The sequence below is a fragment of the Terrimonas alba genome (assembly GCF_042434975.1).
Classification (GTDB): Bacteria; Bacteroidota; Bacteroidia; order Chitinophagales; family Chitinophagaceae; genus Terrimonas_B; species Terrimonas_B alba.
This window is the reverse complement of record NZ_JBHMQM010000003.1, coordinates 117582-140276: the sequence shown is the minus strand read 5'-3', so window position 1 is coordinate 140276 and position 22695 is coordinate 117582. Positions and strand designations below refer to the sequence as shown.

The following is a 22695-nucleotide window of genomic DNA, read 5'->3' as shown; positions in this document are numbered from 1 at the left end:
TTTTATTGTCCGGACTTTACACCACCGGAAGCGGGTACTTTGACAACATCAGTTATATTCGCCGAATAATTTGCTTAGATGAAGAAATCTTTACTCCTGTTAATTGCTTGTTTGCAATTAGCGGTTGCTTTTTCACAGGCTCCGCAAAACTGGTCCTCAGCCGATATGTTTCTTGCCCTGCGCAAATTAAATGTGCTGGGTTCCGTTTTATATGTAGCTGCTCACCCCGATGATGAGAACACAAGGCTCATTACTTATTTTTCAAAAGATAAATTATACCGAGCCGGGTATCTATCGCTTACCAGGGGAGATGGCGGTCAGAACCTGATTGGCGATGAACAAGGGGTGGAACTAGGATTGATCCGTACACAAGAGTTACTCGCGGCCCGCCGCATTGATGGGGGCGAACAATTTTTCTCCAGGGCTTTTGATTTTGGTTATTCAAAAACACCTGAAGAAACTTTTTCAAAGTGGAATAAAGAAAAAATTTTGAGCGATGTAGTATGGGTGATCCGCAAGTTTCAACCCGATATTATTATTACCAGGTTTCCGACCACGGGTGAAGGCGGTCATGGGCATCACACTGGCTCCGCCATTTTAGCCAATGAAGCGTTTGTGGCTGCGGCCGATCCCAAACGTTTTCCTGAACAACTAAAATATGTGCAGCCCTGGCAGGCCAAAAGAATATTATGGAATACATTCAATTTCGGCAATACGAATACCATTACACCTGATCAATTCAAGGTTGACGTTGGCGGGTATAATCCATTACTTGGCAAAAGTTATGGTGAAATAGCCGCAGAAAGCCGCAGCCAGCACAAGAGCCAGGGTTTTGGTGTGCCTGCATCAAGAGGTGAATCGTTTGAATACTTTAAAACTACAGGCGGCACCGAACCGGTCAATGATCTGATGGATGGCGTTGAACTTGGCTGGAACAAAATTGCCGGCGGTGAAGCAATTCAAAAAAAGATAAATGAGCTGATCAAAAGTTTTGACATGTTGCATCCTGAAAATTCGGTGGAGGGATTGGTGCGTTTGTACAAAACTCTTGACCAGTTGCCAAAAGGTTACTGGAGAGAACAAAAGTTAAAAGAAGTCCAGGAACTGATAGTCCAATGCAGTGGATTGTTTGTAGATGCGACGACTACTGAACAGTTTGCGGTAGAAACGGACTCGCTTAAGATCAATTTCTCTTTAAACAATCGGCTTGGTACGAATGCTGTTTTGCAAAAAATAAAAGTGGAGGATTTTGATACAACATTATCTCAGCCACTGCTGAAGAACAAAAATTTAAATTTTTCAAAGACGATTTATGTCCCTGCCTCAAAGCCTATTACCCAACCTTATTGGCTGAAGGATAAAATGGAGGAAGGTTATTTTAACGTTAGTGATCCATTGAAAATAGGTCAGCCGGATGTAGATGCTGCTTATACTGTCCTGGCAGATATAAAAATATTTGATAAGGCGTTCACTTATTCAAAACCTGTAAAGTATAAGTTTACAGATCCGGTAAAAGGGGAAGTGTACCAGCCAGTGGTTGTAGTCCCTTCCGTTTTAGTAAATGTTTTCCCTGGGACTATTATTAAAACGAGTGAAGAATCATCTCCATTTACCGTTTCTTTAAAAGCAATTAAAAAGTTTAAATCAAAAAATGCGTCATTGCTAATTGATGCAGATGTTACTCCGGATTTTTTGAAGCAAAATTTGCCCTCAATGGATGAAAACAGGGTAGTGTCGAATGATTTTAAGTTAGTAGATACTATTTCATATTCCCCAAGACATATTTACCTGATGAATGGTTCGGAGAAAGAAGTATTTTCAAGTAGTTTAAGAGAAATACATTACGATCATATACCTAATATTACTTTCTATAAAACATCAGAGATTAATGTCAACATTGTGGATTTAAAGATAGCAAACAAAAAAATCGGTTACATAATAGGTGCTGGCGACAAAGTGCCTGATGCGCTCGAACAAATGGGTTACGATGTTACATTGCTGACCGATAAAGAACTTGCACGAAATAACCTGCAGCAGTTTGACGCCATTATCAGCGGCGTCAGGGCATACAACACCAGTGACTGGCTGGCAAAATATTATGACAAGCTGATGAAATATGTAAATGACGGTGGCAACTACATTGTGCAATACAATACCAACAATTTTATCAGCAATGTAAAAAGCAGGATAGGTCCATATAATTTCGATATTTCGCGGACAAGAATAACAGACGAAAATGCCGCGGTAACCTTTTTAAAACCCGAACACCCCGCGCTGAATTTTCCCAATAAGATAACTGCAGACGATTTTAAGGGTTGGGTGCAGGAACGCAGTATTTATCATGCTGCCAACTGGGACAAAAACTTTGAGCCCATCCTTTCCATGAGTGATCCGGGTGAAAAAGCTGATGATGGAAGCCTGATTATTTCAAAATATGGTAAAGGGTATTTTACTTACACGGGCCTTGTATTTTTCCGGGAATTGCCGGCCGGTGTGCCTGGTGCATACAGGTTGTTGGCAAATATCATTGCATTGAATAAGAAAAAAGCTTTTTAGATCTCACCCAAACCCTCTCCATCCTTCGGTAAACTCAGAGGAGAGAGGGCTTATGGAAGACGATAATCTGAACAAGATAACATGAGAGAACAACATAAACCAAGCATAAGAAGAGGTGAAATGGCATTCATTTTTGCGATCGTTCTTGGCCTTATTGTCGGCATCCTGATAAAAAGAGTGCGGATAGGAATATTGATCGGTCTTGTGCTCGGCTTTTGTATTGTATTGTTGGGATGGAGCCGGGCTACAAAAAGATAATAATGAAACAGAAAGAAAACGATAAGATCCCTTTGTTTAGAAGCTGGAATGCCTGGTATGCGTTTGTTATCTTCTTTCTTGTTTTATTGATCGTACTATTTTCTTTGTTTACGAAAAGATTTTCATGAACCAACTCGACTGGATAGTACTTGTTGTAACGTTGCTTGCTATCATTGCCTACGGCCTGTACAAGAGCCGGACTTCCCGCAACCTGGATGGTTATTTTCTTTCCAATCGTACCATGCCCTGGGGATTGATACTGTTAAGCATTATGGGTACACAGGCCAGTGCTGTTACTTTTTTGTCGGCGCCCGGCCAGGCTTATACCGATGGGATGCGGTTTGTGCAATATTACTTTGGCCTTCCACTAGCCATGATTGTGATCAGCATTTTCTTTGTGCCGATCTTTCACAAACTAAAAGTATATACGGCTTATGAATACCTTGAAAACCGGTTCGACAATAAGACAAGAACATTAACTTCTTTTCTTTTTCAATTGCAAAGAGGATTGTCAACCGGTATCAGTGTATTCGCTCCATCCCTTATTCTTTCTTCCTTGCTGGGCTGGAATATTTATTATACGAATATCGTAATGGGAGGGCTGCTGATCATCTATACGATGAGTGGTGGTGCCAAAGCTGTTGCTTACACACAGCAGTTACAGTTGATCATCATCTTTATCGGGATGTTCCTGGCTGCTTATATGATGGTAAACATGTTACCAAAGAATGTGAGCTTCACCGATGCCTTATCCATTAGCGGCAAAATGGGAAAACTAAATGTGATAACCACTGGCTTCGAAGGCGGAAGTTTTAACTGGAGTGATCAGTATAATTTATTGAGCGGTGTCATTGGTGGTTTCTTTTTGGCGTTGTCCTATTTCGGGGCCGATCAATCACAGGTGGGCCGTTATCTTACAGCCAAATCATTGACCGAAAGTCGCATGGGTTTGTTGATGAATGGCCTGGTAAAAGTGCCCATGCAATTCCTGATCCTGCTGATCGGTGCGCTGGTATTCGCTTTTTACCAGTTTAACAGCGCTCCGGTTTTCTTTAATGACGTACAGATAAGCAAGCTGGAAAATTCAGTTTATAAAGATTCATTTGCGGTGGTACGCCAGAAATACGATGCCGTTGCGTTGCAAAAACAAAAAGTGGTTGTTGAATACTCGCAGGCTTCAGATGTAAATAATGAAGCAGTTAAAGAACAAAAGATCGCAGAACTGAAAAGTCTGCAATTGGGTTCCGATACTTTGCGGGGCAGGGTGAAACAATGGCTTGGGAAAAAAGCCGTGGGCGGGGATGCGAATGATACCAATTATATTTTTCTTCGTTTTGTAGTGGATTATCTGCCGGTGGGGTTGGTAGGTTTGCTGATAGCGATTATTTTCCTCGCATCCTGGGGTAGCATTGCAGCAGCAGTTAACTCATTGGCATCTTGTTCAATGGTCGACTTTCATAAGCGATTTACAAAAAAGGAGCACACGGGTGAAGATGAGTATAAGATATCGAAATGGTACACGCTGGGATGGGGCATATTTTGTATTATAGTAGCAATGTTTACGTATAATATTGGCAATAGCCTGATTGAAGCGGTGAATGTATTAGGATCTTTGTTCTATGGCGTTATACTCGGAGTGTTCCTGGTGGCTTTTTTCATCAAAAAGATCAAAAGTGGTGATGTGGTATTTTGGGCTGCCTTGTTAACGGAAGTATTAGTGCTTAGTATTTTTATTCTTACCAAGGTTGGAGTTTTTAAAATGGGCTTTCTCTGGCTCAATCCAATTGGTGCATTTGGAGTGATTTTGTTTAGCCTGTTGTTGCAGCCGGTTCTGGCAAAAAAAGAGAGCCCCGCTTTGCAGGCAGGGCTCCCGGGAAAAATTTAAGCTTAGTTTTTTGCCAGTTCTTTCAATAATTTATCATTCAGTTTTACATAGTCATCATTTTTGGCGGCGATAGCCAGTTCTTTTGATTTCAAAGCCGCGGCCTTCGCTTCATTTTTCTGACCCAATTTAGCAAGACAATTTGCCCATTGGTGCTGAACCCAGAATGCATTAGGTTGCGCTTCTACAGCTTTATTAAACCACGTAAGTGCCTGGTTCAGGTCTTTACCATTTTCCATATAATACATGGCGGCCTGGAAGTAGGGTGGCTTTTCTGATTTCATGGCTGATTCAATACTGGCCATAATTTTACTGTCGATATCAGTGGCGATAGGCAAGGTCACAGCTGATTTATCCCACATAATCTGCAATTCGCAGCTCGTTGGTTTTACATTGGCAAATTGCATGGTAAATGATTCAGCGGCTTTTTTTGTTTTGGATACAGCAACAGGCACCCTTACTACATCCATATCTTGCTTGTAAGCAGCAGGACTTGTTACATCAGTTTGTTTAGTGATGATTATGGTCCAGGTGTTTTTTTCCGGAATGGTCAGCAAACCGTACTTGCCAGCCGGAATTTTAGTACCTCCTATGGTCACTTCATCACCAAAGGTGAGGGTAGTGGCATTGTTGGCACCAGTCCGCCAAACATTGCCATAAGGAACTATATCGCCAAAAATTTTTCTTCCTTTAACCCCGGGGCGGGAATAGGAAAGTTCAATGGTTGACAGTCCAAAATCTTGCTTGATAGTCTGGCCGGGGCTTGGAGCCGGTGTTTTCAATTGTGCATTTGATACAACGAGTGTGCAAGCAGCTATTGCTGATAGTATGATCTTCTTCATAGAAAACATTTAGTTGAATGGCAAAGTTAGGGGAAGGGATGATAAGTAAAAGATTAGAACTACGAAGCAGGTTACGGTCAACTCAATCGTATTTGTACAGGGCTTTGTATATTAAAAAGAAATAGTCACGGTAGCCTTTCCTTTTTTTGCCTTGCGTTTCCATTTGGGACCTTCTTTTAACAAGCGTATCGCTTCCTTATCGCAACTTTCGCAGAGTGATCTTTTCACGGTAATGTTTATGGGTTCACCCGATTTACTGACTTCGAAACTAAGCTCAACTTCTCCTTGCGAGCCCTCTTGTTTGTCCTTGAAAGTTTCAGGAGTCTTCAGGTTATTGGCGAGATAAAGATCATAGTTGTTCCATCCGTCGGCTGGTTCGGCCTCATCCAGCACCATATGATTATTTCTTGTACGACTGGTGTTGACCTTTTTGTTGCTCAATACTACTTCTGCCAAACTATTCCTGTCTTCCTGCAAATAGACCTGGTTACTGGCCACTTTATTATTCAACAGCACGTTGTCACTTACAAAACCTATAGACTTTACTTGTACGTTTAAAACAGTATCAGGCGAAGTAAGCGTAAAATATCCATTGGCATCGCTATAGGTGCCGATATTATCCTCTTTATTGGTGATATTGGAAAAAGGCAGGGCATTATTATAAATATCTGTTACTCTGCCCCGAAAGACGTTAGCCTGATTAAAAGCCTGACGGCCTTGAATGGCTTCCATGTTTTGAGAGGCGGCAGCGACTTTTCCATCCGCTTGTGAGTAGCTTGGTGAAGCAGCAGGTTGAGCGACCGGGCGAGTTTGCTCTTTTACAAGAAATGATTTCTTGTACTTTGTGTTATCCGATTTTAATTCATCTGTTGTCTTTTCTGCTACAATACCAGCCACATCGTCAGGATTGACTGAATCTTTCGCAAGAGCGGCCGTTGCTATCCGGGGTGCGGAAGGAGTTGCCTGCTTTATATCTTCTCTTTTTTTAATTTTTACTGATTCCTGGTTATCCCCGGTGGGGTTTTCATCGGTCGGCCTTGCAGATTCTGTAGCGGTACTTACACTATCGCCTGGTGCAGGAGGAATAGCTTTTTCGGGTTCATTTTTTTGTTGATTTAAATCTTTCGGTTGCGACGACTGCGCTATATCTTCTTTTTGGGCATTGAATGCAAACTGGTAAACCAATAGCCCGGCGCCTGCTACTAGTACGATCATTGCGGCAACTTTCCACCACGAAAAAGAGAGTTTGTTTACGGCTATTGGGATAACTTTCTTTTTTTCTCCGGTTCTTTCGGCGAGTCGTTGCTTTAATTCTGAGATATCTTCACCGAAGGTTGAGGTATTGGCATAACCTTCCAATGCATCCGCCAGGAATGGATCATCCAGTGCCGCTTTTTCAATGGCGTGCCTTTCCTTCGAAGACATCAGTCCGCGGTGATATCTTTCAATATCAGCGGCTGTAAATAATATGTTGTGCCCGTCTGCCATCCCTTTACAAAATTAAAAACACTTTGTTGCCATTACCCTATTTTAAACTCCTGGTTTTTTTCCATACATAATCTTAAGTTTCTCCTTCCATTTTGGATAAAACTCCTGACCTGGTTCCATTCCTGGCCGGTTATTTCCACTATTTCATTATAACATTTTTCTTCCAGGTAAAATAACCGGATAGCCACCTGCTGATCATTAGACAAGGTGCCGATACAATATTCCAGTTTTTTAAAATTTTCTTCTTTCTCCAGTATGCCATTAAGATGCACATTTTCTCCGCTTTGCACAAGTTCGGTTTTGAGTTCGACCGTTTTCAGGTTTTTAGGCGTTCTCAATTGCATCAGGCAATGATTTTTAGCCACCTGGTGCAACCAGCCCCGGAAATTTTCTATATCATGTTTTTTCACTTTCGATACCAACTCTTCAAAAATTTGCATCACGGCGTCTTTCGCTGGTTCAGGATCCTTTAAGTACTTCAGGCATACCCCGTAAACCAGGTCCATATATCGCTGGTAGAGCCGGCCCAATATGGTGAGGTCACCCGCCTGCTTATACAGTTCTATCAACTCGTTGTCGTCAATAGTATTATCCGGTATGTTCTTTAAAAAAGTCAATGCGCTAAAATTAGCGAATAAAAAATTCCCGGGCATTTATGCAATTGCTAAAAAAAGGTCATCTGTTCCTGAAAACACAGTTTATGCAACGAATAATTTTTATGCTTTTACCGGCTATAGCCTTGTTCCTGGCATTTCGGCCAATCGCCTATCATACAGTGAGTGGAAAAATTACCGATGACCAGGGAAATGCCATTGCTTCGGCCAGTATTCTTATAAAAGGAACTAAGCAAGCAGCTTTGTCAGCACAGGATGGAACTTACCAAATCAGCACTACAAACAAAAATGACGTCCTCGTTTTTTCTGCGGTGGGGTATCAATCGCAGGAAATAAATATCGGCGGCAGGACGACCATCAATGTGGCGCTGATAACCTCAGCTGCAACGCTGCAGGAAGTAGTGGTGACGGGTTATTCAACGCAAAAGAAAATGAGTTTGACAGCATCGACGACTACAGTGAATCCATCGGCAATATATGGGTCAAGAGTTCCAGTTGATAATTCATTGCAGGGCCGGGTGGCTGGAGTGCAAGTTAATAGCCCAGGATCAAACAAAGCAATTCGAATTCGTGGCAACTCCTCTTTTAAAAAAGAGAACAGGCAAGGTTACCATGATCCGGTTGCAGAAGATTTTAATACGGAAGGCTATGATTATATCACTGAAAATGCTTTTTTGAAATCAGCAGACAATCCTTTGTCCACCTTTTCAATTGATGTAGATGCTGCATCGTATAGTAATGTGCGTCGCTTCCTCAACCTGGGACAGCTGCCGCCAGCGGGAGCTGTGCGGATAGAGGAAATGATCAATTATTTTCATTATGATTATCCGCAGCCAAAAGAGGGTGATCCTTTTTCCATCAATACGGAGATTTCGGATGCTCCCTGGAATAAAGAACACAAACTTGTGTTGATCGGCTTGCAGGGTAAAAAAATTCCAACAGGCAATTTACCTGCATCCAATCTGGTATTCCTGATTGATGTATCGGGCTCTATGAATATGCCTAATAAGTTGCCACTGGTAAAAGCGTCGATGAAAATGCTGGTGGAGCAGTTACGGGAAAAAGACAGAGTTTCAATCGTCGTATATGCCGGTGCGGCGGGACTCGTGTTGCAACCAACCAGTGGTGATCAAAAAACAACTATTAAAGATGCGATCGATAATTTGGAAGCAGGTGGATCCACTGCCGGCGGCGCCGGTATCAGGCTTGCTTATAAAACCGCCAAAGACTTTTTTGAAAAGGGAGGTAACAATAGGGTCATACTATGCACGGATGGAGATTTCAATGTTGGTGAAAGTAGTGATGATGCCATGGAACGGTTAATAGAAGAGGAGAGAAAGAGCGGTGTATTTCTGACCGTGCTGGGATATGGTATGGGAAATTATAAAGACAGCAAGATGCAAAAACTCGCCGATAAAGGAAATGGCAACCATGCTTATATCGACCGCATCAGTGAAGCCAAAAAAGTACTGGTAAACGAGTTTGGCGGTACATTGTTCACCATTGCTAAAGATGTCAAGCTGCAAATCGAATTTAATCCTGCTAAAGTGCAGGGCTATCGATTGATCGGTTATGAAAACAGGTTGTTGGCGAAAGAAGATTTTAATGATGATAAAAAAGATGCCGGTGAACTGGGAAGCGGCCATAGGGTAACAGCGCTGTACGAAATAATTCCTGCGGGTATTAAAACCAACTTTCTGAAAGATGTTGATCCTTTGAAATATCAGAAGGGAGATGGAGATACAAGAAAAGCCTCACATGCTAATGAACTGATCACGGTGAAATTTCGCTATAAGGCTCCGGATGGCGATATAAGCAAATTGATCGAACATGCCGTGAAGGATCATCAGCTGTCAATTGCCAACACTTCTGATAACTTCCGGTTTGCGGCATCAGTGGCTGAATTTGGAATGCTGCTGCGCAGCTCAATTTTCAAATCGCAAGCCTCCTATGACAATGTCATTAATCTTGCGAAGAAGGCAAAAGGGAATGATGAAGAAGGTTATCGCTCAGAGTTTATCCGCCTGGTAGAAAGTGCACAGTTATTAGTGAAAGGGAAAGGTGAAGTGGACAAAGAAGAAACTGCGATGAAGAAAGTTTTGCAAGAGAATTAGAACTGCACGTGTAACAATCGATTTCAGCGACCGTATTATAATTAACCTTTAACAGCCGGTGCTGAAATATTCATCAGCATCAGACGGGGCTGGTTTCTACCGGCCCCCTATTATCTGAACCGGGATTTATAAGATTTTATGGATTAATTGGAAATAAGAATCTTAAAAACAATCATCACTACATAGCCAAAATTGTTTTATGAGAAAGCATATACAATTGAACATTCCTGGTCCTTGTCATGAAAGTTGGGATCAAATGAAGCCCGTTGATAAAGGAAAATTTTGCGGCTCCTGTCAGAAGCAAGTAATAGACTTCACCAGTATGAGCGATACACAACTTGTTGAATTTTTTCGAAAACCAATGACGGGTTCTGTGTGCGGACGTTTTATGAATGCGCAGTTGGACCGGCCTATCGAAATTCCAAAGAAGCGGATTCAATGGGTAAAATACTTTTTTCAGTTTGCCCTCCCTGCTTTTTTTCTTTCATTGAAGACGTCTGCACAAGGAGAAGTGAAAGTAACTAAGAATACTACAGTGATTGTACCTGCATCACAAGGGGAAATAGTGGGACTTATCGTTAAAGAAATAGACTTACCCAAATTTGCAGAAATAAGGGGTGTTGTGACTGATGGAGATGGCAATGGAATTCCCTACGCATCTGTTTTTATTAAAGGAACTACGATTGGTGCGGCGGCAGACAGTACGGGAAGTTTCCATCTTGTTTATCCGGGTTTTGAAAAGCAAGTTGTGCTGGTTAGCTCATGTATAGGCTTCGAATCCAACGAGACTGCGATCGATATGAGCCAGAAAACTGACTGCGTCTACGTGGTATTGACGAATGAATCGGCTTTGGTTGGGGATGTAGTCGTTGTCGGTAACATATCGACAAAGGGGGCCGTTCGATATACAGGTGCGGTTAGCGTTACGACGAAATGTACTTTTTCCCTTGATACCTTGTTGAATAAAATCCTGCCTTCTCCACTATCAGCAAAGGTTTATCCCAATCCGGTTAGGAGCAACAATGCGATCACAATCGATCTTCGAAATCAAAAAAAAGGTGACTACCAATTTCAACTTTATACTATGTCAGGCCAGTTGATATTGACACAACAAAGAAGGCTTGATAAGTATTCCGGCCCAACAAACATAGTAATCCCTGGTTTACCGGCTGGTGTTTATATGTTGAAAGTAACAAGCAAAGATTCGAACAAAGAATTTACAGAAAAAATCGTGGTACAGTAGTTCATCCTTTAAATGCAGGATGAAACTGCTCCAATGTTTTTCGTAAAAATTCACGATCGAGGTGAGTATAGATCTCCGTGGTGGTAATGCTTTCATGCCCCAGCATTTCCTGTACCGCCCTGAGATCGGCGCCGCCTTCTACGAGATGAGTGGCAAAGGAGTGACGCAATGTATGCGGTGATACTGTTTTTCGGATGCCAGCTTTTTTGGCAAGATCCTTAATGATCAAAAATATCATTACTCTTGAAAGTAATGTGCCCCGGCTATTGAGAAAGAGAATATCCTCGTTGCCATGCCTGGGTTGGGTATGAACTCTTATTTCGTTTTTATAAATATTAATAAAATGAATGGCGCTGCTGCCAATAGGTACCAATCTTTCTTTATCTCCCTTGCCGATCACCCGGATAAAACCAACGTCGAGGTAGAGCTGTGATATTTTAAGATTCACGGTTTCACTGACCCGAAGGCCACAGCTATACATGGTTTCAATGATTGCTTTATTTCTGCCACCATCTGGTTTGCTCAGGTCAATTTTTGAGATCATTGCTTCAATCTCATCAAAACTCAATACATCCGGCAATGATCTTTTCAGTTTGGGTGCTTCCAGCAATACAGTAGGATCAACACGGGAAATATTCTCCAGCAGGCAATATTTATAAAATGATTTGATACCGGATATCATCCTTGCCTGTGAAGAGGCTGTCATACCCAACTCCGCGACCCATTTGATAAAATGCTGCAGGTCCTTTAATTCAACATCAGCCGGTGTTTTAAGCGAAGAAGCCTCCTGCAGGTATTGTGTCAATTTATCAATATCCCGCAGGTAGGCTTCAACAGAATTATCAGACAGGGATTTCTCCAGTTGCAAATAGGCTTTATATCCTTTCTTATAACTATCCCACATAAGAGAACTTTGGAATTGGAAACAGGCAATCGGAAATTTTCGATGTATAAAATTTAACGACGGAGAAATATTGAAATCACTTCAATTCGATATTTTTTTCAAATGTTTTCCATTCATTGCCCAACTTCACTCTCGCCCACAAGCGGGTAGGGGTTACGTTTACCGAATCAACAGTTTCATGTATCGCATCGTAATCAATATCGGCTTTGGCGCCAAAGGTCATCATTGCTGTTTTTCCGGTTGCCATGTCTTCGACAAAAAGATTTCCGCGGTCTGAGAAAGCCACCAGGCCATCAGCCACTGAAAATTTGGGATCAAATTTATTGATGGTGCTGCTTTTTCTGCCAATATTGTCTTTTTTATTAAACGGTATTTTTAGTGAATAGCCACGGCCGTTGCTGCAGTCGTTGAATAATACCCAGGCATAGCTGGTGTCTTTTATAAAACAGGTGATATTGTCTTTATTGATATGAACGGGTGTGCCCAAAAAATCAGGCAGGCCCATTTTCCGGTTGGCTCCCATGTCAATATAGCTCCAGGTAAGCGTATCAGCTATGCATTTGGATGCACTGATATACACATATGGCTTTAACGGGTGTTCTTCTTTGGTAAACTTAATTGAATCCTTCAGGCAACTGGTGTCGCAAAAAGTAGGCGCCACCGACGACTCGGATTTACATGATCCAAACAGCGAGGTTAATGCAACAAAAAAAGTCAGGATGATAAATAGTCTCATATTTATTGGTTTTGTGATCAAACAAAAATAGCCAATGAAAAACTTTCGGGTTTAAAATTATTTTACCTTCGGCGCATGAGTGAAATGATCCCGGTAAATCTCAAGGTATTTAAAAAGAAAGCAGGCGATAATAAACGTAGCTTCAGGAGATTTTTGACCAAGCTGGAAAATGAACCGCCTAAAAAGATTAATACCCTCACGGCTACATTGGAGAAAGAAGTGTGGGAGGAAGTAGACTGCCTGTCTTGCGCCAACTGCTGCAAAACAATGACGCCCACTTTTACCAACGCTGATATGAAAAGGATCGCTGCCCACTTTGGCGAAACGGTAGAAGAGTTCAAGAACAAATGGCTCTATAAGGAGCGAAAAAAAGATGGCGACTGGTTGAATAAGAAACAGCCCTGTCAATTTTTAAATTTGGCAGATAACAAATGCAGCATTTATGAAGTAAGGCCAGCTGATTGTGCCGGCTTTCCCCATATGACGAAGAAGTTTCACGAATATTCACATGTGCATAAGCAAAATATTGAATATTGTCCTGCTACATACAAGCTTGTTGAAAAAATGAAGCAATCGATAGAAGCAGGCAGGTAATCGATAACCTATAATTCGCAGAAAGCCCAAGGCTATGGTCTATTGACCGTGGTCCATCGACTCTCATAGAAACACGTCTTCGAGCAAGAAGAAATCTGGCTCCTTGTTATTATAAACGGTAATGGATAATACATCATATTGTATCCACTTATGTCCCGGGTTTAAAAAAAGAAACTCATTAGCTGCTTTTTGAAGACTTTTAAATTTCTTTTTCGTTACGCTGTCTTCGGGAAAGCCAATGGTGGTGTTATTCCGGGATTTTACTTCAATAAAATGGAGCATCTTGTTTTTCAAGGCAATAATATCAATTTCATAATACTTGTGCCGCCAGTTGCGATATAGTATTTCATAGCCCCTTTCTTTCAGCCATTCGGCAGCCAGGTTCTCCCCGTCTGCGCCAAATTTGTTATGTGAAGCCATGCAATCTATATTTGCTTTAAGATAAGTTTTTTTTATGTACGTTATTGCGCCATTAGCCGGAGCTGTTAAGCATTATGATTGGGGTGGATATAATTTTATTCCTTCTTTGCTGAAGCAGTCAAATGATCAAAAACTCCCCTTTGCAGAATATTGGCTGGGCATTCATCCCGCGGCTGAATGTAAAGTATTACTGCCGGATGGAGATGTTCGTATGCTGCATGATTATTTTACTACGGACTCTCCAACAGCAATGGGTGACTACGTTGCGAGACATTTTGGTACCATGCCCTATTTGTTGAAAGCATTGGATGTAAAAGATATGCTTTCTATCCAGGTACATCCATCCAAAGCTGATGCTGAAAGGGATTATAAAGAGGAAACCTTAAAAGGAATTCCACTGGATTCTCCGAAGCGTAATTATAAAGATGAAAATCACAAACCTGAATTGATGGTTGCCATGGGAGATTTTTGGCTGCTGCATGGCTTCAAACCAGAAGATAAAATAAAGAAGACATTAAAGAGTGTTCCTGAATTGGGTTCGCTATTGCCGGTCTTTGAGCAATCAGGTTATAAAGGTCTTTACAAAAAGCTGATGGAGTTACCGCAGGAACAAGTGAATGCTCAATTGCAACCTTTGCTGGATCGCATCATTCCCTTATACAAGGAAGGTAAATTGAACAGATCGCAGGCAGACTACTGGGCGGCGAAAGGATCTCTTAGCTTTTCGCAACCTGGAAAAATTGACAGGGGTATCTTCTCTGTTTATCTTTTTAACCTGGTTGTATTGCACAGGGGAGAAGCCATCTTTCAGGATGCCGGTGTGCCGCATGCTTATCTCGAAGGACAGAATGTAGAGATCATGGCCAGTTCGGATAATGTATTACGGGGCGGGCTGACCAATAAGCATATTGATGTACCTGAATTATTGAAACATGTAAAATGTGAAGCAACACATCCGGAAATATTGAAGGGAGTCAAAAACGGGCTTGAACTTACCTATAAAACACCGGCGCCAGATTTTGAATTAAGCAGTTTTGCTTTGCATAAGGGCGACAGTATTTCTTTCATACCGCATACAGCCGAAGTGATATTGCTGATAGACGGGCAGACAGAAATTTCAAACATGGATAGTAAAGTTATTTTAGAGAAAGGTCAGCCATCTGCCATAGTATTTCCCGGTCATGAAATAAAAGTAACTGCTAATGAACCTTCATGGCTTTTTAAGGCAACCGTTCCTGTTAACTAAGCTTAAATCAAAAATTCAGCTCAATTCAACTATTTTTGTGGTGGGATTAAAATACACTTTAAAGTTTTTTAATTACTTATTATGAAGATCAGCGCAAGATTAATTGTTTTCACCCTGTTGTTAATTGTACTGGCCACGGTTTGTAAATATTTTTTCGGCCCCAATCCTGATTGGTCGGGATTTTCACCCGTTATTGCTATCGCTCTTTTCTCCGGTTTCATCGTTAGGCAAAAAGATACATCATTCTTATTGCCACTACTGGCTTTGTTTATAAGCGATGTGGTGATTCAGTTTTTGTATATGCAGGATCTTTTTCCTTATGCAGGTTTTTATGGCGGTCAATGGAAAAATTATCTTATTCTCTTATCCGCAACATTGATTGGCTGGCTGCTTAAAGGAAGAAGCTATTCCAACCTGCTAGTTGGAGCAATTGCAGCACCTACAGTGTTTTTCCTGATTTCCAATTTCAATGTCTGGTTGAGTGCCGAAGTAACATATTCCAGGGATTTCAGCGGGCTAATGACCTGCTATGCTGCCGGTCTTCCATTTTATAAAAATGCATTGATCGCTACATTGGTTTTCCTGCCGGCTATTTTATTGTTGTATAACTATATGACAAGAAAGAAGGCCGTACTGACCATTGCTTGATCGTCTCATACAAAAATTTTAAAGCCATTCGTCACAGACGGATGGCTTTTTGTTTGAATCAATTCAAGGTCTTCAGTTATTGTAAAACCAGGTTCCCAAACCAGCAATTTTGGTGATGTAATTTTTCTATAACAGTTGCATCAATTCTTTCTTTAAACAGCGGGCAATCCAGTACTAGTATAAGATATTCGCCATGTTTATTCGACCTGGTTATTATGTAAAAAGAGAATTCTTATCCTGCTCATAACCTTCATCCGTTAACAGGTTCCTGCCATCAGCCGCGGCAGTCGCCAGTTCGTCACACCGGTTATTGTAAGGATTATCGGCATGACCTCTGACCCATACAAATCGTATGCTCTTGTTTTGTGATAAATGGTGATACTTCATCCAAAGGTCTTTATTTTTTTTCCCGCCTTTGAAGTCGGTAGCTATCCAGTTTTTCAGCCAGCCCTGTTCAATGGCTTTTACAACGTATTGACTATCGGAGAAGATCGTTATAGGAATACCATCTTTCTTCAAAGCTTCTAGCCCTGCAATAACGGCCATCAATTCCATTCGATTGTTTGTAGTCAACCGAAAGCCCTGGGAAAGTTCTTTTCTTTTATCGCCAAACATTAATATGGTTCCATAGCCTCCTGGCCCCGGATTACCTCTTGAAGAACCATCTGTATATATCGTGATGCCACTTGCAGCTACCATTTTTATTTTTTTAAAAAGCGTTCATCAATAGGAATATTCCTCGTGTATATAATCTTCACCTTTTTAAAACCAGGGTGATTGGGGTTCAGCAAAAAATTATTTTCCTCGGGCATGATGGCCGAAGGGATTTTTAATGCCAGCCATTTATTTTCCTTAATAAAATTATCCCCGATTGACTTAAGCTGATCTGGTGCAGGATTTACAAACCAGTTTGCCGGGAGTTCATTTGCCTGTATTGTCTGTATTTTATCTTCCGGAATAGCTAAACAGATCATGCAATAAGAAGAAACGGCAATGTTGGAGATATGTACTACGCTTTCCAGTAAAGCCAGCGAAGGCGTTGCTGCCGTATAAAGAATATAGGTGCCCTTGCTGTGCCATCGTCCGGGGAACATGGCCGCACCCGTTCCGTGCAGGTCAGTTATATATTCGCATTTGCTGATCCGGTAGACATTCATCAGGCAAAGATTCCATGTTCAATTCTTCCTAATTCATCCATCAGCATTTCAATACCCATAGAAGTGTCTAAAAATTCTTTGGGTTTTTTATTGCCTAATGCCATGACTGTACTGTTCATCCACTCTTTAAAGGCATCGAGAGTGCCAAAAACCTCTTCGCCGCGGCTATATACTTTTGCAAGCTCTATTACTCTTTCCGATTGCTCCGCATTTAGTTTTTGCTTAGGAGAATATCGTCGGAGTGTACGGTCTGAGGTTCTGACAATATCAGCCATTTCAAGTGTGGTAATACCTGTCACTTCTATTAAATTATCCAATGCTTTTTTGGGAACTCCTTCACGAATACAAACAATAAAATCGGCAACGTTTTCTACCGTGTTAAAAGGTGCAATATTGGCAACGCCCATCAGTGCCAACGAACGTTTTACGTAGTTGCCTGCCTGCTTTATGCCATGTACCGGGATTAATGGCGGTACGTTATAAGCTGCCGCTGCTTCTTCTACTATTGACTCGTAGTTTGCAGTGACTTGTTTTTTGTGCGTTTTGATGCGTTGCTGTTTGCTTGCCATACTCCCTTTTGAAACTTGTCCACAATGTACGGCCATTTGTCCGGTTTGTCAAATTTTTTTATACCTGGAACACACCTGTTTGCAGTTCATTGATTTCTTTGTTGTGACTGGCCGCATGGATTCCTTCTGATATCAGCATCCTGGTTTTAAGAGGATCAATAATATCATCCACCCACAGCCGTGCCGCAGCATAATAAGGTGAGGTTTGTTTATCATAGCGGCCTTTTATTTTGTCGAGTAGTTTTTGTTCATCTTCTGCATTCAGCGTTTCTCCTTTGGCTTTTTTTGATGCCACTTCAATTTGTAACAGGGTTTTGGCCGCCTGGTCGCCACCCATTACGGCAATTTTGGCTGTGGGCCATGCGTAAATAAAACGGGGATCATAAGCCTTGCCGCACATAGCATAGTTGCCCGCCCCATACGAGTTGCCCATAACAATGGTAATCTTGGGCACAACAGAATTGGCTACGGCATTAACCATCTTTGCTCCATCTTTGATGATACCCGCATGTTCGCTTCGGCTGCCTACCATAAAACCCGTAACATCTTGTAAGAAAACCAACGGTATTTTTTTCTGGTTACAGTTTAGAATAAAACGGGCAGCCTTGTCAGCACTGTCGTTATAAATGACACCGCCCATCTGCATTTCTCCTTTTTTGCTTTTTACAATTTTTCGTTGATTGGCGACAATCCCAACTGCCCAGCCATCGATGCGACCATAGCCACAAACAATGGTTTTACCATAATCTTCTTTGAATTGTTCAAACGAAGAACTGTTTTTTGCTCCCGGTAATGCATCTACTATCCGCTCGATCACTTCCAATATATCATAGGGCTTTCCGTCACTCGGGAAAATGCCATATAACTCTGCCGGATTTTTTGCAGGAGAAACAGGAGCAATCCGGTCAAACCCTGCTTTTTCCTTTGAGCCCAGCATAGAGATCATTTTCTTGATATGATCCATGCATTCCTGCTCTGTCTTGAATTTATAATCTGCAATGCCAGATATTTCAGTATGTGTTATAGCTCCACCCAATGTTTCAGCATCAACATCTTCACCGATGGCTGCTTTTACGAGATAAGGACCTGCTAGAAAAATAGAACCATTTCCTTCCACCATCAGCGTTTCATCACTCATGATCGGTAAATAAGCACCACCGGCCACGCAGGCTCCCATCACGGCAGCGATCTGAGTAATACCCATCCCACTCATGCGGGCATTGTTGCGAAAGATGCGGCCGAAATGTTCTTTATCCGGAAAGATCTCATCCTGCATGGGCAAAAATACCCCGGCGCTATCAACCAGGTAAATGACGGGCAAATGATTTTCCATGGCGATTTCCTGTAATCGCAGGTTCTTTTTACCCGTGATAGGAAACCAGGCGCCGGCTTTTACTGTTTGATCGTTGGCAAGGATGACACATTGCCGGCCGCTCACATAGCCAATGCCGGCTACTGTTCCGCCGGCCGGGCAACCTCCTTGCTCTTCATACATCTCAAAACCGGCAAAGGCGCCGATCTCGATAAAAGGTTTATCGATATCCGTTAAATAACTGATTCGTTCACGGGGAGTGAGTTTATTTTTTTCTTTTTGTTTGGCCATGGCTTTTTTGCCACCGCCCTCATAGATCTTTTCCAGCTTTTGGCGCATCGAGCTCAGCGAACATTTCATTGCATCCTCCTGCCTGTTGAATTCAATATTCATACGAAACCGTTATGTGGCAAAGATAGGGAAGGGGCTGTGACCCTGAGCGGAGTCGAAGGGGTGACAACCCCTGGCGGCAGATTTTATACCGGTCACTCTTTATGAATTTTTAAATCAGAGAAGAAACCTTCTGTCCCTGCGTCGACCCAAAGTCCGATGGCTCCCGAAGGATCTGCTCCATGTTTCAAATCATTTACAATCAGTGATGGCTGTTTATTGTCGTTTATGAAAAGTTTTGCCTGGGTATCTTTCACTATAATTTTCAGTTTTATCCATTCGTTCAATCCCATATCTGCATATGATTCATATTCCCCCGGAGCTTCTTTTCTAAGACGTTCAAACTTGTAGTCGGGATAAGAAAAATACTGAATCGAGCGGTTTCTTCTTAATTGGCTGTTAGCTCTCCCATTAGCCGGACGAATATAGATGCATTCAAATTTTGAGTTACTATCGTTTATTCTAAAAGCAATTCCAATAAAACCTCTTGCCAACTCAGGCGCATTTGGCAGAAGTCTGCTCAAAACGCTTACTTCTATAGTGCCGTTATTAAATTCAATTCCATTTGCTATAGCGAAAGTAGGTTCATCAAATTCCTTTATAGTAGAATCTTTTATGACCTTCACAACTTCTTTGTTCATTAGCTTAGTCATAGATACAGATACGTTAACTGCCTCGAGTTTATTTTTGTCAAATTTGAGATTTTGTGCATACATACTAAGTGATGCGACAAGACAGCAGCTGATTATTGTAAATATTACGCTTTTCATTTGTCCTTTTTTTTTATTATTCTTTAACCAAAAGGAATTGATGAGTTCATTTATTTTATTTGACTTTATCGTCCGCCAATTGATTTTAGGATTTTGTGCTCTGATCAGTTAAAGCTTTTCTTTCGCTTCAGCTAACGTAACCGTTTTACCAAGTGCGCCAAATTCATGCAAGTCACCAAAAACTTCAATGCGAATGGATTGGTCGATACCCACGATACGGACAGGCTCAAAACCATTATCACGGATCAGGTCTTCAATTGCTGCATTAATACCAGTATCATCTGTTGCATAAAACAGAACGGCAGGTTCAGGTTTTTGGAAGGCGGTATTTGTGAGTGATGCAACTCCTAATGTTCCCAATGCTTTGGCAAGTTTTGCGCCTTCGGGAAGGAGTGTAGAAAGTATTTCGCCAGCTGATTCTTTTTCATCAATTATTTTTTTGAAACCTCCTTTGTCATCCGGTGCAATAGGATTGGAAGGGTCAACGATGATTTTTCCACGGAGTTCTGCGGCATATTTGCCTAGCAATTCTTTGATGGCATCGAACCAAACGGCAAATACAATAATATCAGCTTCTTTGATAGCAGCGGGAATTTCCATCGGTTGAGCTAAGCTCCCTAACTTCCCGGAAAGTTCTTTTGCTTTATCCAGTTTACGATCAGCGATTACTACAGAACGATTACCTTTTACAAGATTGGCAGCAACAGCTTAACCAATATTACCAAGTCCGATAACAGCGATTGTTGATTTGTTTGATACTTGTGACATGACTATTTCTTTTTTATTGTGATGATTGAATTGTGAATACAAATCTCCAACAATAGGCAGGGGGCATCCAATGACCTGGTTTAAGAAATAGTCTTGAACTGGGTTAAGATTTTGATTTAGGGGCCTTGCTCCGCCGGTTTCGCAAACGGCTCAAAAATTCCGGGGTTATGCCTAAAAAAGAAGCTATTTGCACTTGTGAAAGACGGTTGACTAAATGAGGATAGATGTCGACAAACGATTGATAACGTTCTTCTGCAGTTGAGCTGATGTTTTGTAGTAATCGTTCCTGCAGCCGAACAAAACTGTTTTCTATGAGCACCCGAAAAATACGGTCAAATTTTGGTGCCTGGATGTAGAGCGATATAAGATCAGCACGGCTGATTTGTAAGACAACTGTATCTTCCAAGGCATCAATATTTAATCCGGATGGACTTATGCTGTGAAAGCTACCAAGATCATTGATCCACCAGTTTTCGGTGGCAAATTGAAGGATATGAGTAAAGCCCTTTTCGTCTATTTTATACATCCTTAAACAGCCTCGTACAACAAAATAGAAATGTGTACATAGGTTTCCTTCCTGTAATACATATTGTCTCTTGCGAAAGAGGCGATGGTGAAATTTCGCCACAACCAATTCTTTCTCATCCTTGTTTAGTGGTATAAGGCCATCGAAGTAGCTAAGCAATGGTTCAATCGATGCTTGAGTGTCTGCAGGTTTCATTTTATAAGTAAAACATCAGGTATAAAAACGCTTAAAGTTATCCCATAAAAAGCTATAAATGCATCAGCAGGTATATTTAGTAAAGCAAATTGATTATTCATTCTGGCATGTTCACCTAATCAGAGTAAGGTTCCCGTAATGTTTTTTCCCGGATATTAAATTCTTCAAGATCGATCAGCGAAAGATATTTTCTGATCAATTCTTCATCAAACTCCTCGGAACGGTTCATTTTATTGAGTAAGTTTCGCTGTTGTTCCAACAAGTCAATATAAATGGTTTGATAGCTTTTTAAAGAATTATCCCCTGCATGATTTAATTTGTCAGCTACCTGCTCAAAAAAATTAAGTTTCAGCCTTGCATGCAAATTATTTACATGCATATTTAAACGGCAATCTTCACTATATTTCTTTTCGAGTGTTTGCAGGGAAGTCTGTACTAATTGCTTTTGAATAATTAATTCCTGTTTATCTCCGGATATTGGAGTGTGTTTATCTTCGGGCTTTACTTTCCTGATCAGCCACGGCAGTGTCAATCCCTGCAAAACAAGAGTGACGATAATAACAATAAAAGTAATAAACAAGATCAGGTTGCGATAGGGGAAAGGCTTGCCCTCTATTAGCAATGGTATCGAAAGCGCTGCCGCCAAAGAAACCACACCACGCATACCGGCCCAGCCAAAGATCAGCGGCCCTTTCCATCCCGGATCGGCATCTGCCACTGTAATAAAACGACTCGCTGCTTTTGTAAAAAGGGAAGTGCCAAATGTGCAAAGCAATCGTGTAAGAATGAGCACGGCAGAAATTGCCAATCCATACCAGATGGCCGTGGCCAAGCTGATATCACCGAGTTGTTGTGTAATGAAAGGCAATTGAAGCCCGATTAATAAAAAGATCAAACCATTCAGTACAAAGACAATATTGGTCCACACATTTACTCCTTGTAGCCGGCTTTCGTAGCTTAACATGTTATTGCGCTGGCTTGATAAAAAAAGGCCGCCACTTACTACCGCAAGCACACCTGAAAAATGAAAATGCTCTGCGAAATAATACATACAGTAAGGAGTGACGAAGGTTAAAACAATATCAATGCTTGGTGTAGTAGGCAGCCAGCGATGAATGGCATAAAAAATAACTCCCACCAAAAGACCAATAAGTATTCCCATTGTGATAACGACAAAAAAGCTGGTAGCCGCCTCCTGAAAATGAAATTGCCCGGTAATCACCGCTGCTAATGCAAAACGAAATACAATCAGAGATGAAGCATCGTTAAGCAAACTTTCACCTTCAACAAGACTCCCCAGTGATTTTGGAACATCTATACGACGCATAATAGTAGTTGCTGAAATTGCATCGGGCGGCGATATGATTCCACCCAACAAAAACCCCAATGCTAAAGTAAATCCTGGAATGAGTGCATTGGATACGAATGCAATTACACAGGATGTAAGGATCACAATTGGGAAA

The 22695-nt window shown here is 41.4% G+C and carries 23 protein-coding genes and 1 pseudogene; 9 read left to right on the top strand and 15 right to left on the bottom strand.

Annotated elements, in window-relative coordinates:
* Positions 1 to 78 precede the first annotated feature (78 nt).
* The 4 genes from ACFEL9_RS09520 (at position 79) to ACFEL9_RS09505 (ending at position 4699) form a co-directional block, all read left to right on the top strand.
* A complete protein-coding gene (locus tag ACFEL9_RS09520; protein WP_385888882.1) occupies positions 79 to 2556 on the top strand; it encodes a PIG-L family deacetylase in 2478 nt (825 codons plus the stop codon).
* A gap of 81 nt (positions 2557 to 2637) precedes the next feature.
* Positions 2638 to 2814, top strand: coding sequence for a hypothetical protein (locus ACFEL9_RS09515; RefSeq protein WP_385888880.1), 177 nt, complete (start codon positions 2638 to 2640; stop codon positions 2812 to 2814).
* Between the two features lie 2 nt (positions 2815 to 2816).
* A complete protein-coding gene (locus ACFEL9_RS09510; protein WP_385888877.1) occupies positions 2817 to 2942 on the top strand; it encodes a hypothetical protein in 126 nt (41 codons plus the stop codon).
* A complete protein-coding gene (locus tag ACFEL9_RS09505; protein WP_385888874.1) occupies positions 2939 to 4699 on the top strand; it encodes a sodium:solute symporter family protein in 1761 nt (586 codons plus the stop codon). Before ACFEL9_RS09510 ends, ACFEL9_RS09505 begins: the two co-directional genes overlap by 4 nt.
* Positions 4700 to 4701: 2 nt before the next feature.
* Here ACFEL9_RS09505 and ACFEL9_RS09500 read toward each other — a convergent pair whose 3' ends face one another.
* From ACFEL9_RS09500 to ACFEL9_RS09490, 3 genes are all read right to left on the bottom strand, one after another.
* Positions 4702 to 5538, bottom strand: coding sequence for a DUF2911 domain-containing protein (locus tag ACFEL9_RS09500; RefSeq protein WP_385888871.1), 837 nt, complete (start codon positions 5536 to 5538; stop codon positions 4702 to 4704).
* 111 nt (positions 5539 to 5649) lie between these two features.
* Positions 5650 to 7026 (bottom strand): carboxypeptidase-like regulatory domain-containing protein, encoded by a 1377-nt coding sequence (locus ACFEL9_RS09495; RefSeq protein ID WP_385888868.1) that lies wholly within the window; start codon positions 7024 to 7026, stop codon positions 5650 to 5652.
* A 32-nt stretch (positions 7027 to 7058) separates the two neighbouring features.
* The gene (locus ACFEL9_RS09490) at positions 7059 to 7679 is read right to left on the bottom strand and encodes an RNA polymerase sigma factor (RefSeq protein ID WP_385888865.1); all 621 of its coding nucleotides are present in this window, start codon (positions 7677 to 7679) and stop codon (positions 7059 to 7061) included.
* A gap of 47 nt (positions 7680 to 7726) precedes the next feature.
* Between ACFEL9_RS09490 and ACFEL9_RS09485 the strand changes: the two genes are divergently transcribed.
* Positions 7727 to 9754 carry a vWA domain-containing protein gene (locus tag ACFEL9_RS09485; protein ID WP_385888862.1) on the top strand — a complete coding sequence of 676 codons (2028 nt, stop codon included), beginning with the start codon at positions 7727 to 7729 and terminating at the stop codon, positions 9752 to 9754.
* 199 nt (positions 9755 to 9953) lie between these two features.
* Positions 9954 to 10997 carry a T9SS type A sorting domain-containing protein gene (locus ACFEL9_RS09480; protein WP_385888860.1) on the top strand — a complete coding sequence of 348 codons (1044 nt, stop codon included), beginning with the start codon at positions 9954 to 9956 and terminating at the stop codon, positions 10995 to 10997.
* Between the two features lies 1 nt (position 10998).
* Here the strand turns inward: ACFEL9_RS09480 and xerD are convergent, their stop codons facing one another.
* Positions 10999 to 11901, bottom strand: a complete 903-nt coding sequence (gene xerD / locus ACFEL9_RS09475; RefSeq protein ID WP_385888858.1) for a site-specific tyrosine recombinase XerD — start codon at positions 11899 to 11901, stop codon at positions 10999 to 11001.
* 76 nt (positions 11902 to 11977) lie between these two features.
* A complete protein-coding gene (locus tag ACFEL9_RS09470) occupies positions 11978 to 12637 on the bottom strand; it encodes a hypothetical protein (protein ID WP_385888856.1) in 660 nt (219 codons plus the stop codon).
* Positions 12638 to 12712: 75 nt separating this feature from the next.
* On the opposite strand from ACFEL9_RS09470, the gene ACFEL9_RS09465 reads away from it, so the two are divergent.
* The gene (locus ACFEL9_RS09465; RefSeq protein WP_385888853.1) at positions 12713 to 13231 is read left to right on the top strand and encodes a YkgJ family cysteine cluster protein; all 519 of its coding nucleotides are present in this window, start codon (positions 12713 to 12715) and stop codon (positions 13229 to 13231) included.
* Positions 13232 to 13294: 63 nt separating this feature from the next.
* On the opposite strand, the gene ACFEL9_RS09460 is transcribed toward ACFEL9_RS09465, so the two are convergent.
* Complete coding sequence (locus tag ACFEL9_RS09460) at positions 13295 to 13651, bottom strand: YraN family protein (protein WP_385888851.1); 357 nt, start codon at positions 13649 to 13651, stop codon at positions 13295 to 13297.
* Positions 13652 to 13685: 34 nt separating this feature from the next.
* Here ACFEL9_RS09460 and manA point away from each other — a divergent pair, with 34 nt between their 5' ends.
* The gene (manA, locus tag ACFEL9_RS09455) at positions 13686 to 14897 is read left to right on the top strand and encodes a mannose-6-phosphate isomerase, class I (protein ID WP_385888850.1); all 1212 of its coding nucleotides are present in this window, start codon (positions 13686 to 13688) and stop codon (positions 14895 to 14897) included.
* Between the two features lie 81 nt (positions 14898 to 14978).
* The gene (locus ACFEL9_RS09450) at positions 14979 to 15545 is read left to right on the top strand and encodes a DUF6580 family putative transport protein (RefSeq protein ID WP_385888847.1); all 567 of its coding nucleotides are present in this window, start codon (positions 14979 to 14981) and stop codon (positions 15543 to 15545) included.
* 76 nt (positions 15546 to 15621) lie between these two features.
* Here the strand turns inward: ACFEL9_RS09450 and ACFEL9_RS09445 are convergent, their stop codons facing one another.
* The 9 genes and pseudogenes from ACFEL9_RS09445 to ACFEL9_RS09405 form a co-directional block, all read right to left on the bottom strand.
* Complete coding sequence (locus ACFEL9_RS09445) at positions 15622 to 15717, bottom strand: hypothetical protein (protein ID WP_512701508.1); 96 nt, start codon at positions 15715 to 15717, stop codon at positions 15622 to 15624.
* A gap of 41 nt (positions 15718 to 15758) precedes the next feature.
* Positions 15759 to 16244 carry a ribonuclease HI gene (gene rnhA / locus ACFEL9_RS09440; protein WP_385888845.1) on the bottom strand — a complete coding sequence of 162 codons (486 nt, stop codon included), beginning with the start codon at positions 16242 to 16244 and terminating at the stop codon, positions 15759 to 15761.
* 2 nt (positions 16245 to 16246) lie between these two features.
* Complete coding sequence (locus ACFEL9_RS09435) at positions 16247 to 16702, bottom strand: RES family NAD+ phosphorylase (protein WP_385888842.1); 456 nt, start codon at positions 16700 to 16702, stop codon at positions 16247 to 16249.
* Positions 16702 to 17271 carry an Xre family toxin-antitoxin system antitoxin gene (locus ACFEL9_RS09430; RefSeq protein WP_385888839.1) on the bottom strand — a complete coding sequence of 190 codons (570 nt, stop codon included), beginning with the start codon at positions 17269 to 17271 and terminating at the stop codon, positions 16702 to 16704. Before ACFEL9_RS09430 ends, ACFEL9_RS09435 begins: the two co-directional genes overlap by 1 nt.
* Positions 17272 to 17329: 58 nt before the next feature.
* Positions 17330 to 18976: an acyl-CoA carboxylase subunit beta gene (locus ACFEL9_RS09425; RefSeq protein ID WP_385888836.1), complete on the bottom strand. Its 1647-nt coding sequence runs from the start codon at positions 18974 to 18976 to the stop codon at positions 17330 to 17332.
* A 92-nt stretch (positions 18977 to 19068) separates the two neighbouring features.
* A complete protein-coding gene (locus ACFEL9_RS09420) occupies positions 19069 to 19743 on the bottom strand; it encodes a hypothetical protein (RefSeq protein WP_385888834.1) in 675 nt (224 codons plus the stop codon).
* A gap of 108 nt (positions 19744 to 19851) precedes the next feature.
* Positions 19852 to 20436 (bottom strand): annotated as a pseudogene (locus ACFEL9_RS09415) (NADPH-dependent F420 reductase); the annotation flags it as partial.
* Between the two features lie 178 nt (positions 20437 to 20614).
* Positions 20615 to 21232, bottom strand: a complete 618-nt coding sequence (locus ACFEL9_RS09410; RefSeq protein ID WP_385888831.1) for a Crp/Fnr family transcriptional regulator — start codon at positions 21230 to 21232, stop codon at positions 20615 to 20617.
* 115 nt (positions 21233 to 21347) lie between these two features.
* On the bottom strand, positions 21348 to 22685 hold the full coding sequence (locus tag ACFEL9_RS09405) for a cation:proton antiporter (RefSeq protein ID WP_385888829.1): 1338 nt from the start codon (positions 22683 to 22685) through the stop codon (positions 21348 to 21350).
* Positions 22686 to 22695 lie beyond the last annotated feature (10 nt).

Coding starts and splice junctions, on each gene's coding strand:
- ACFEL9_RS09520 (WP_385888882.1), top strand. CDS start 79: ATGAAGAAATCTTTACTCCTGTTAATTGCTTGTTTGCAATTAGCGGTT.
- ACFEL9_RS09515 (WP_385888880.1), top strand. CDS start 2,638: ATGAGAGAACAACATAAACCAAGCATAAGAAGAGGTGAAATGGCATTC.
- ACFEL9_RS09510 (WP_385888877.1), top strand. CDS start 2,817: ATGAAACAGAAAGAAAACGATAAGATCCCTTTGTTTAGAAGCTGGAAT.
- ACFEL9_RS09505 (WP_385888874.1), top strand. CDS start 2,939: ATGAACCAACTCGACTGGATAGTACTTGTTGTAACGTTGCTTGCTATC.
- ACFEL9_RS09500 (WP_385888871.1), bottom strand. CDS start 5,538: ATGAAGAAGATCATACTATCAGCAATAGCTGCTTGCACACTCGTTGTA.
- ACFEL9_RS09495 (WP_385888868.1), bottom strand. CDS start 7,026: ATGGCAGACGGGCACAACATATTATTTACAGCCGCTGATATTGAAAGA.
- ACFEL9_RS09490 (WP_385888865.1), bottom strand. CDS start 7,679: ATGCCCGGGAATTTTTTATTCGCTAATTTTAGCGCATTGACTTTTTTA.
- ACFEL9_RS09485 (WP_385888862.1), top strand. CDS start 7,727: ATGCAACGAATAATTTTTATGCTTTTACCGGCTATAGCCTTGTTCCTG.
- ACFEL9_RS09480 (WP_385888860.1), top strand. CDS start 9,954: ATGAGAAAGCATATACAATTGAACATTCCTGGTCCTTGTCATGAAAGT.
- xerD (WP_385888858.1), bottom strand. CDS start 11,901: ATGTGGGATAGTTATAAGAAAGGATATAAAGCCTATTTGCAACTGGAG.
- ACFEL9_RS09470 (WP_385888856.1), bottom strand. CDS start 12,637: ATGAGACTATTTATCATCCTGACTTTTTTTGTTGCATTAACCTCGCTG.
- ACFEL9_RS09465 (WP_385888853.1), top strand. CDS start 12,713: ATGAGTGAAATGATCCCGGTAAATCTCAAGGTATTTAAAAAGAAAGCA.
- ACFEL9_RS09460 (WP_385888851.1), bottom strand. CDS start 13,651: ATGGCTTCACATAACAAATTTGGCGCAGACGGGGAGAACCTGGCTGCC.
- manA (WP_385888850.1), top strand. CDS start 13,686: ATGTACGTTATTGCGCCATTAGCCGGAGCTGTTAAGCATTATGATTGG.
- ACFEL9_RS09450 (WP_385888847.1), top strand. CDS start 14,979: ATGAAGATCAGCGCAAGATTAATTGTTTTCACCCTGTTGTTAATTGTA.
- rnhA (WP_385888845.1), bottom strand. CDS start 16,244: ATGGTAGCTGCAAGTGGCATCACGATATATACAGATGGTTCTTCAAGA.
- ACFEL9_RS09435 (WP_385888842.1), bottom strand. CDS start 16,702: ATGAATGTCTACCGGATCAGCAAATGCGAATATATAACTGACCTGCAC.
- ACFEL9_RS09430 (WP_385888839.1), bottom strand. CDS start 17,271: ATGGCAAGCAAACAGCAACGCATCAAAACGCACAAAAAACAAGTCACT.
- ACFEL9_RS09425 (WP_385888836.1), bottom strand. CDS start 18,976: ATGAATATTGAATTCAACAGGCAGGAGGATGCAATGAAATGTTCGCTG.
- ACFEL9_RS09420 (WP_385888834.1), bottom strand. CDS start 19,743: ATGAAAAGCGTAATATTTACAATAATCAGCTGCTGTCTTGTCGCATCA.
- ACFEL9_RS09410 (WP_385888831.1), bottom strand. CDS start 21,232: ATGAAACCTGCAGACACTCAAGCATCGATTGAACCATTGCTTAGCTAC.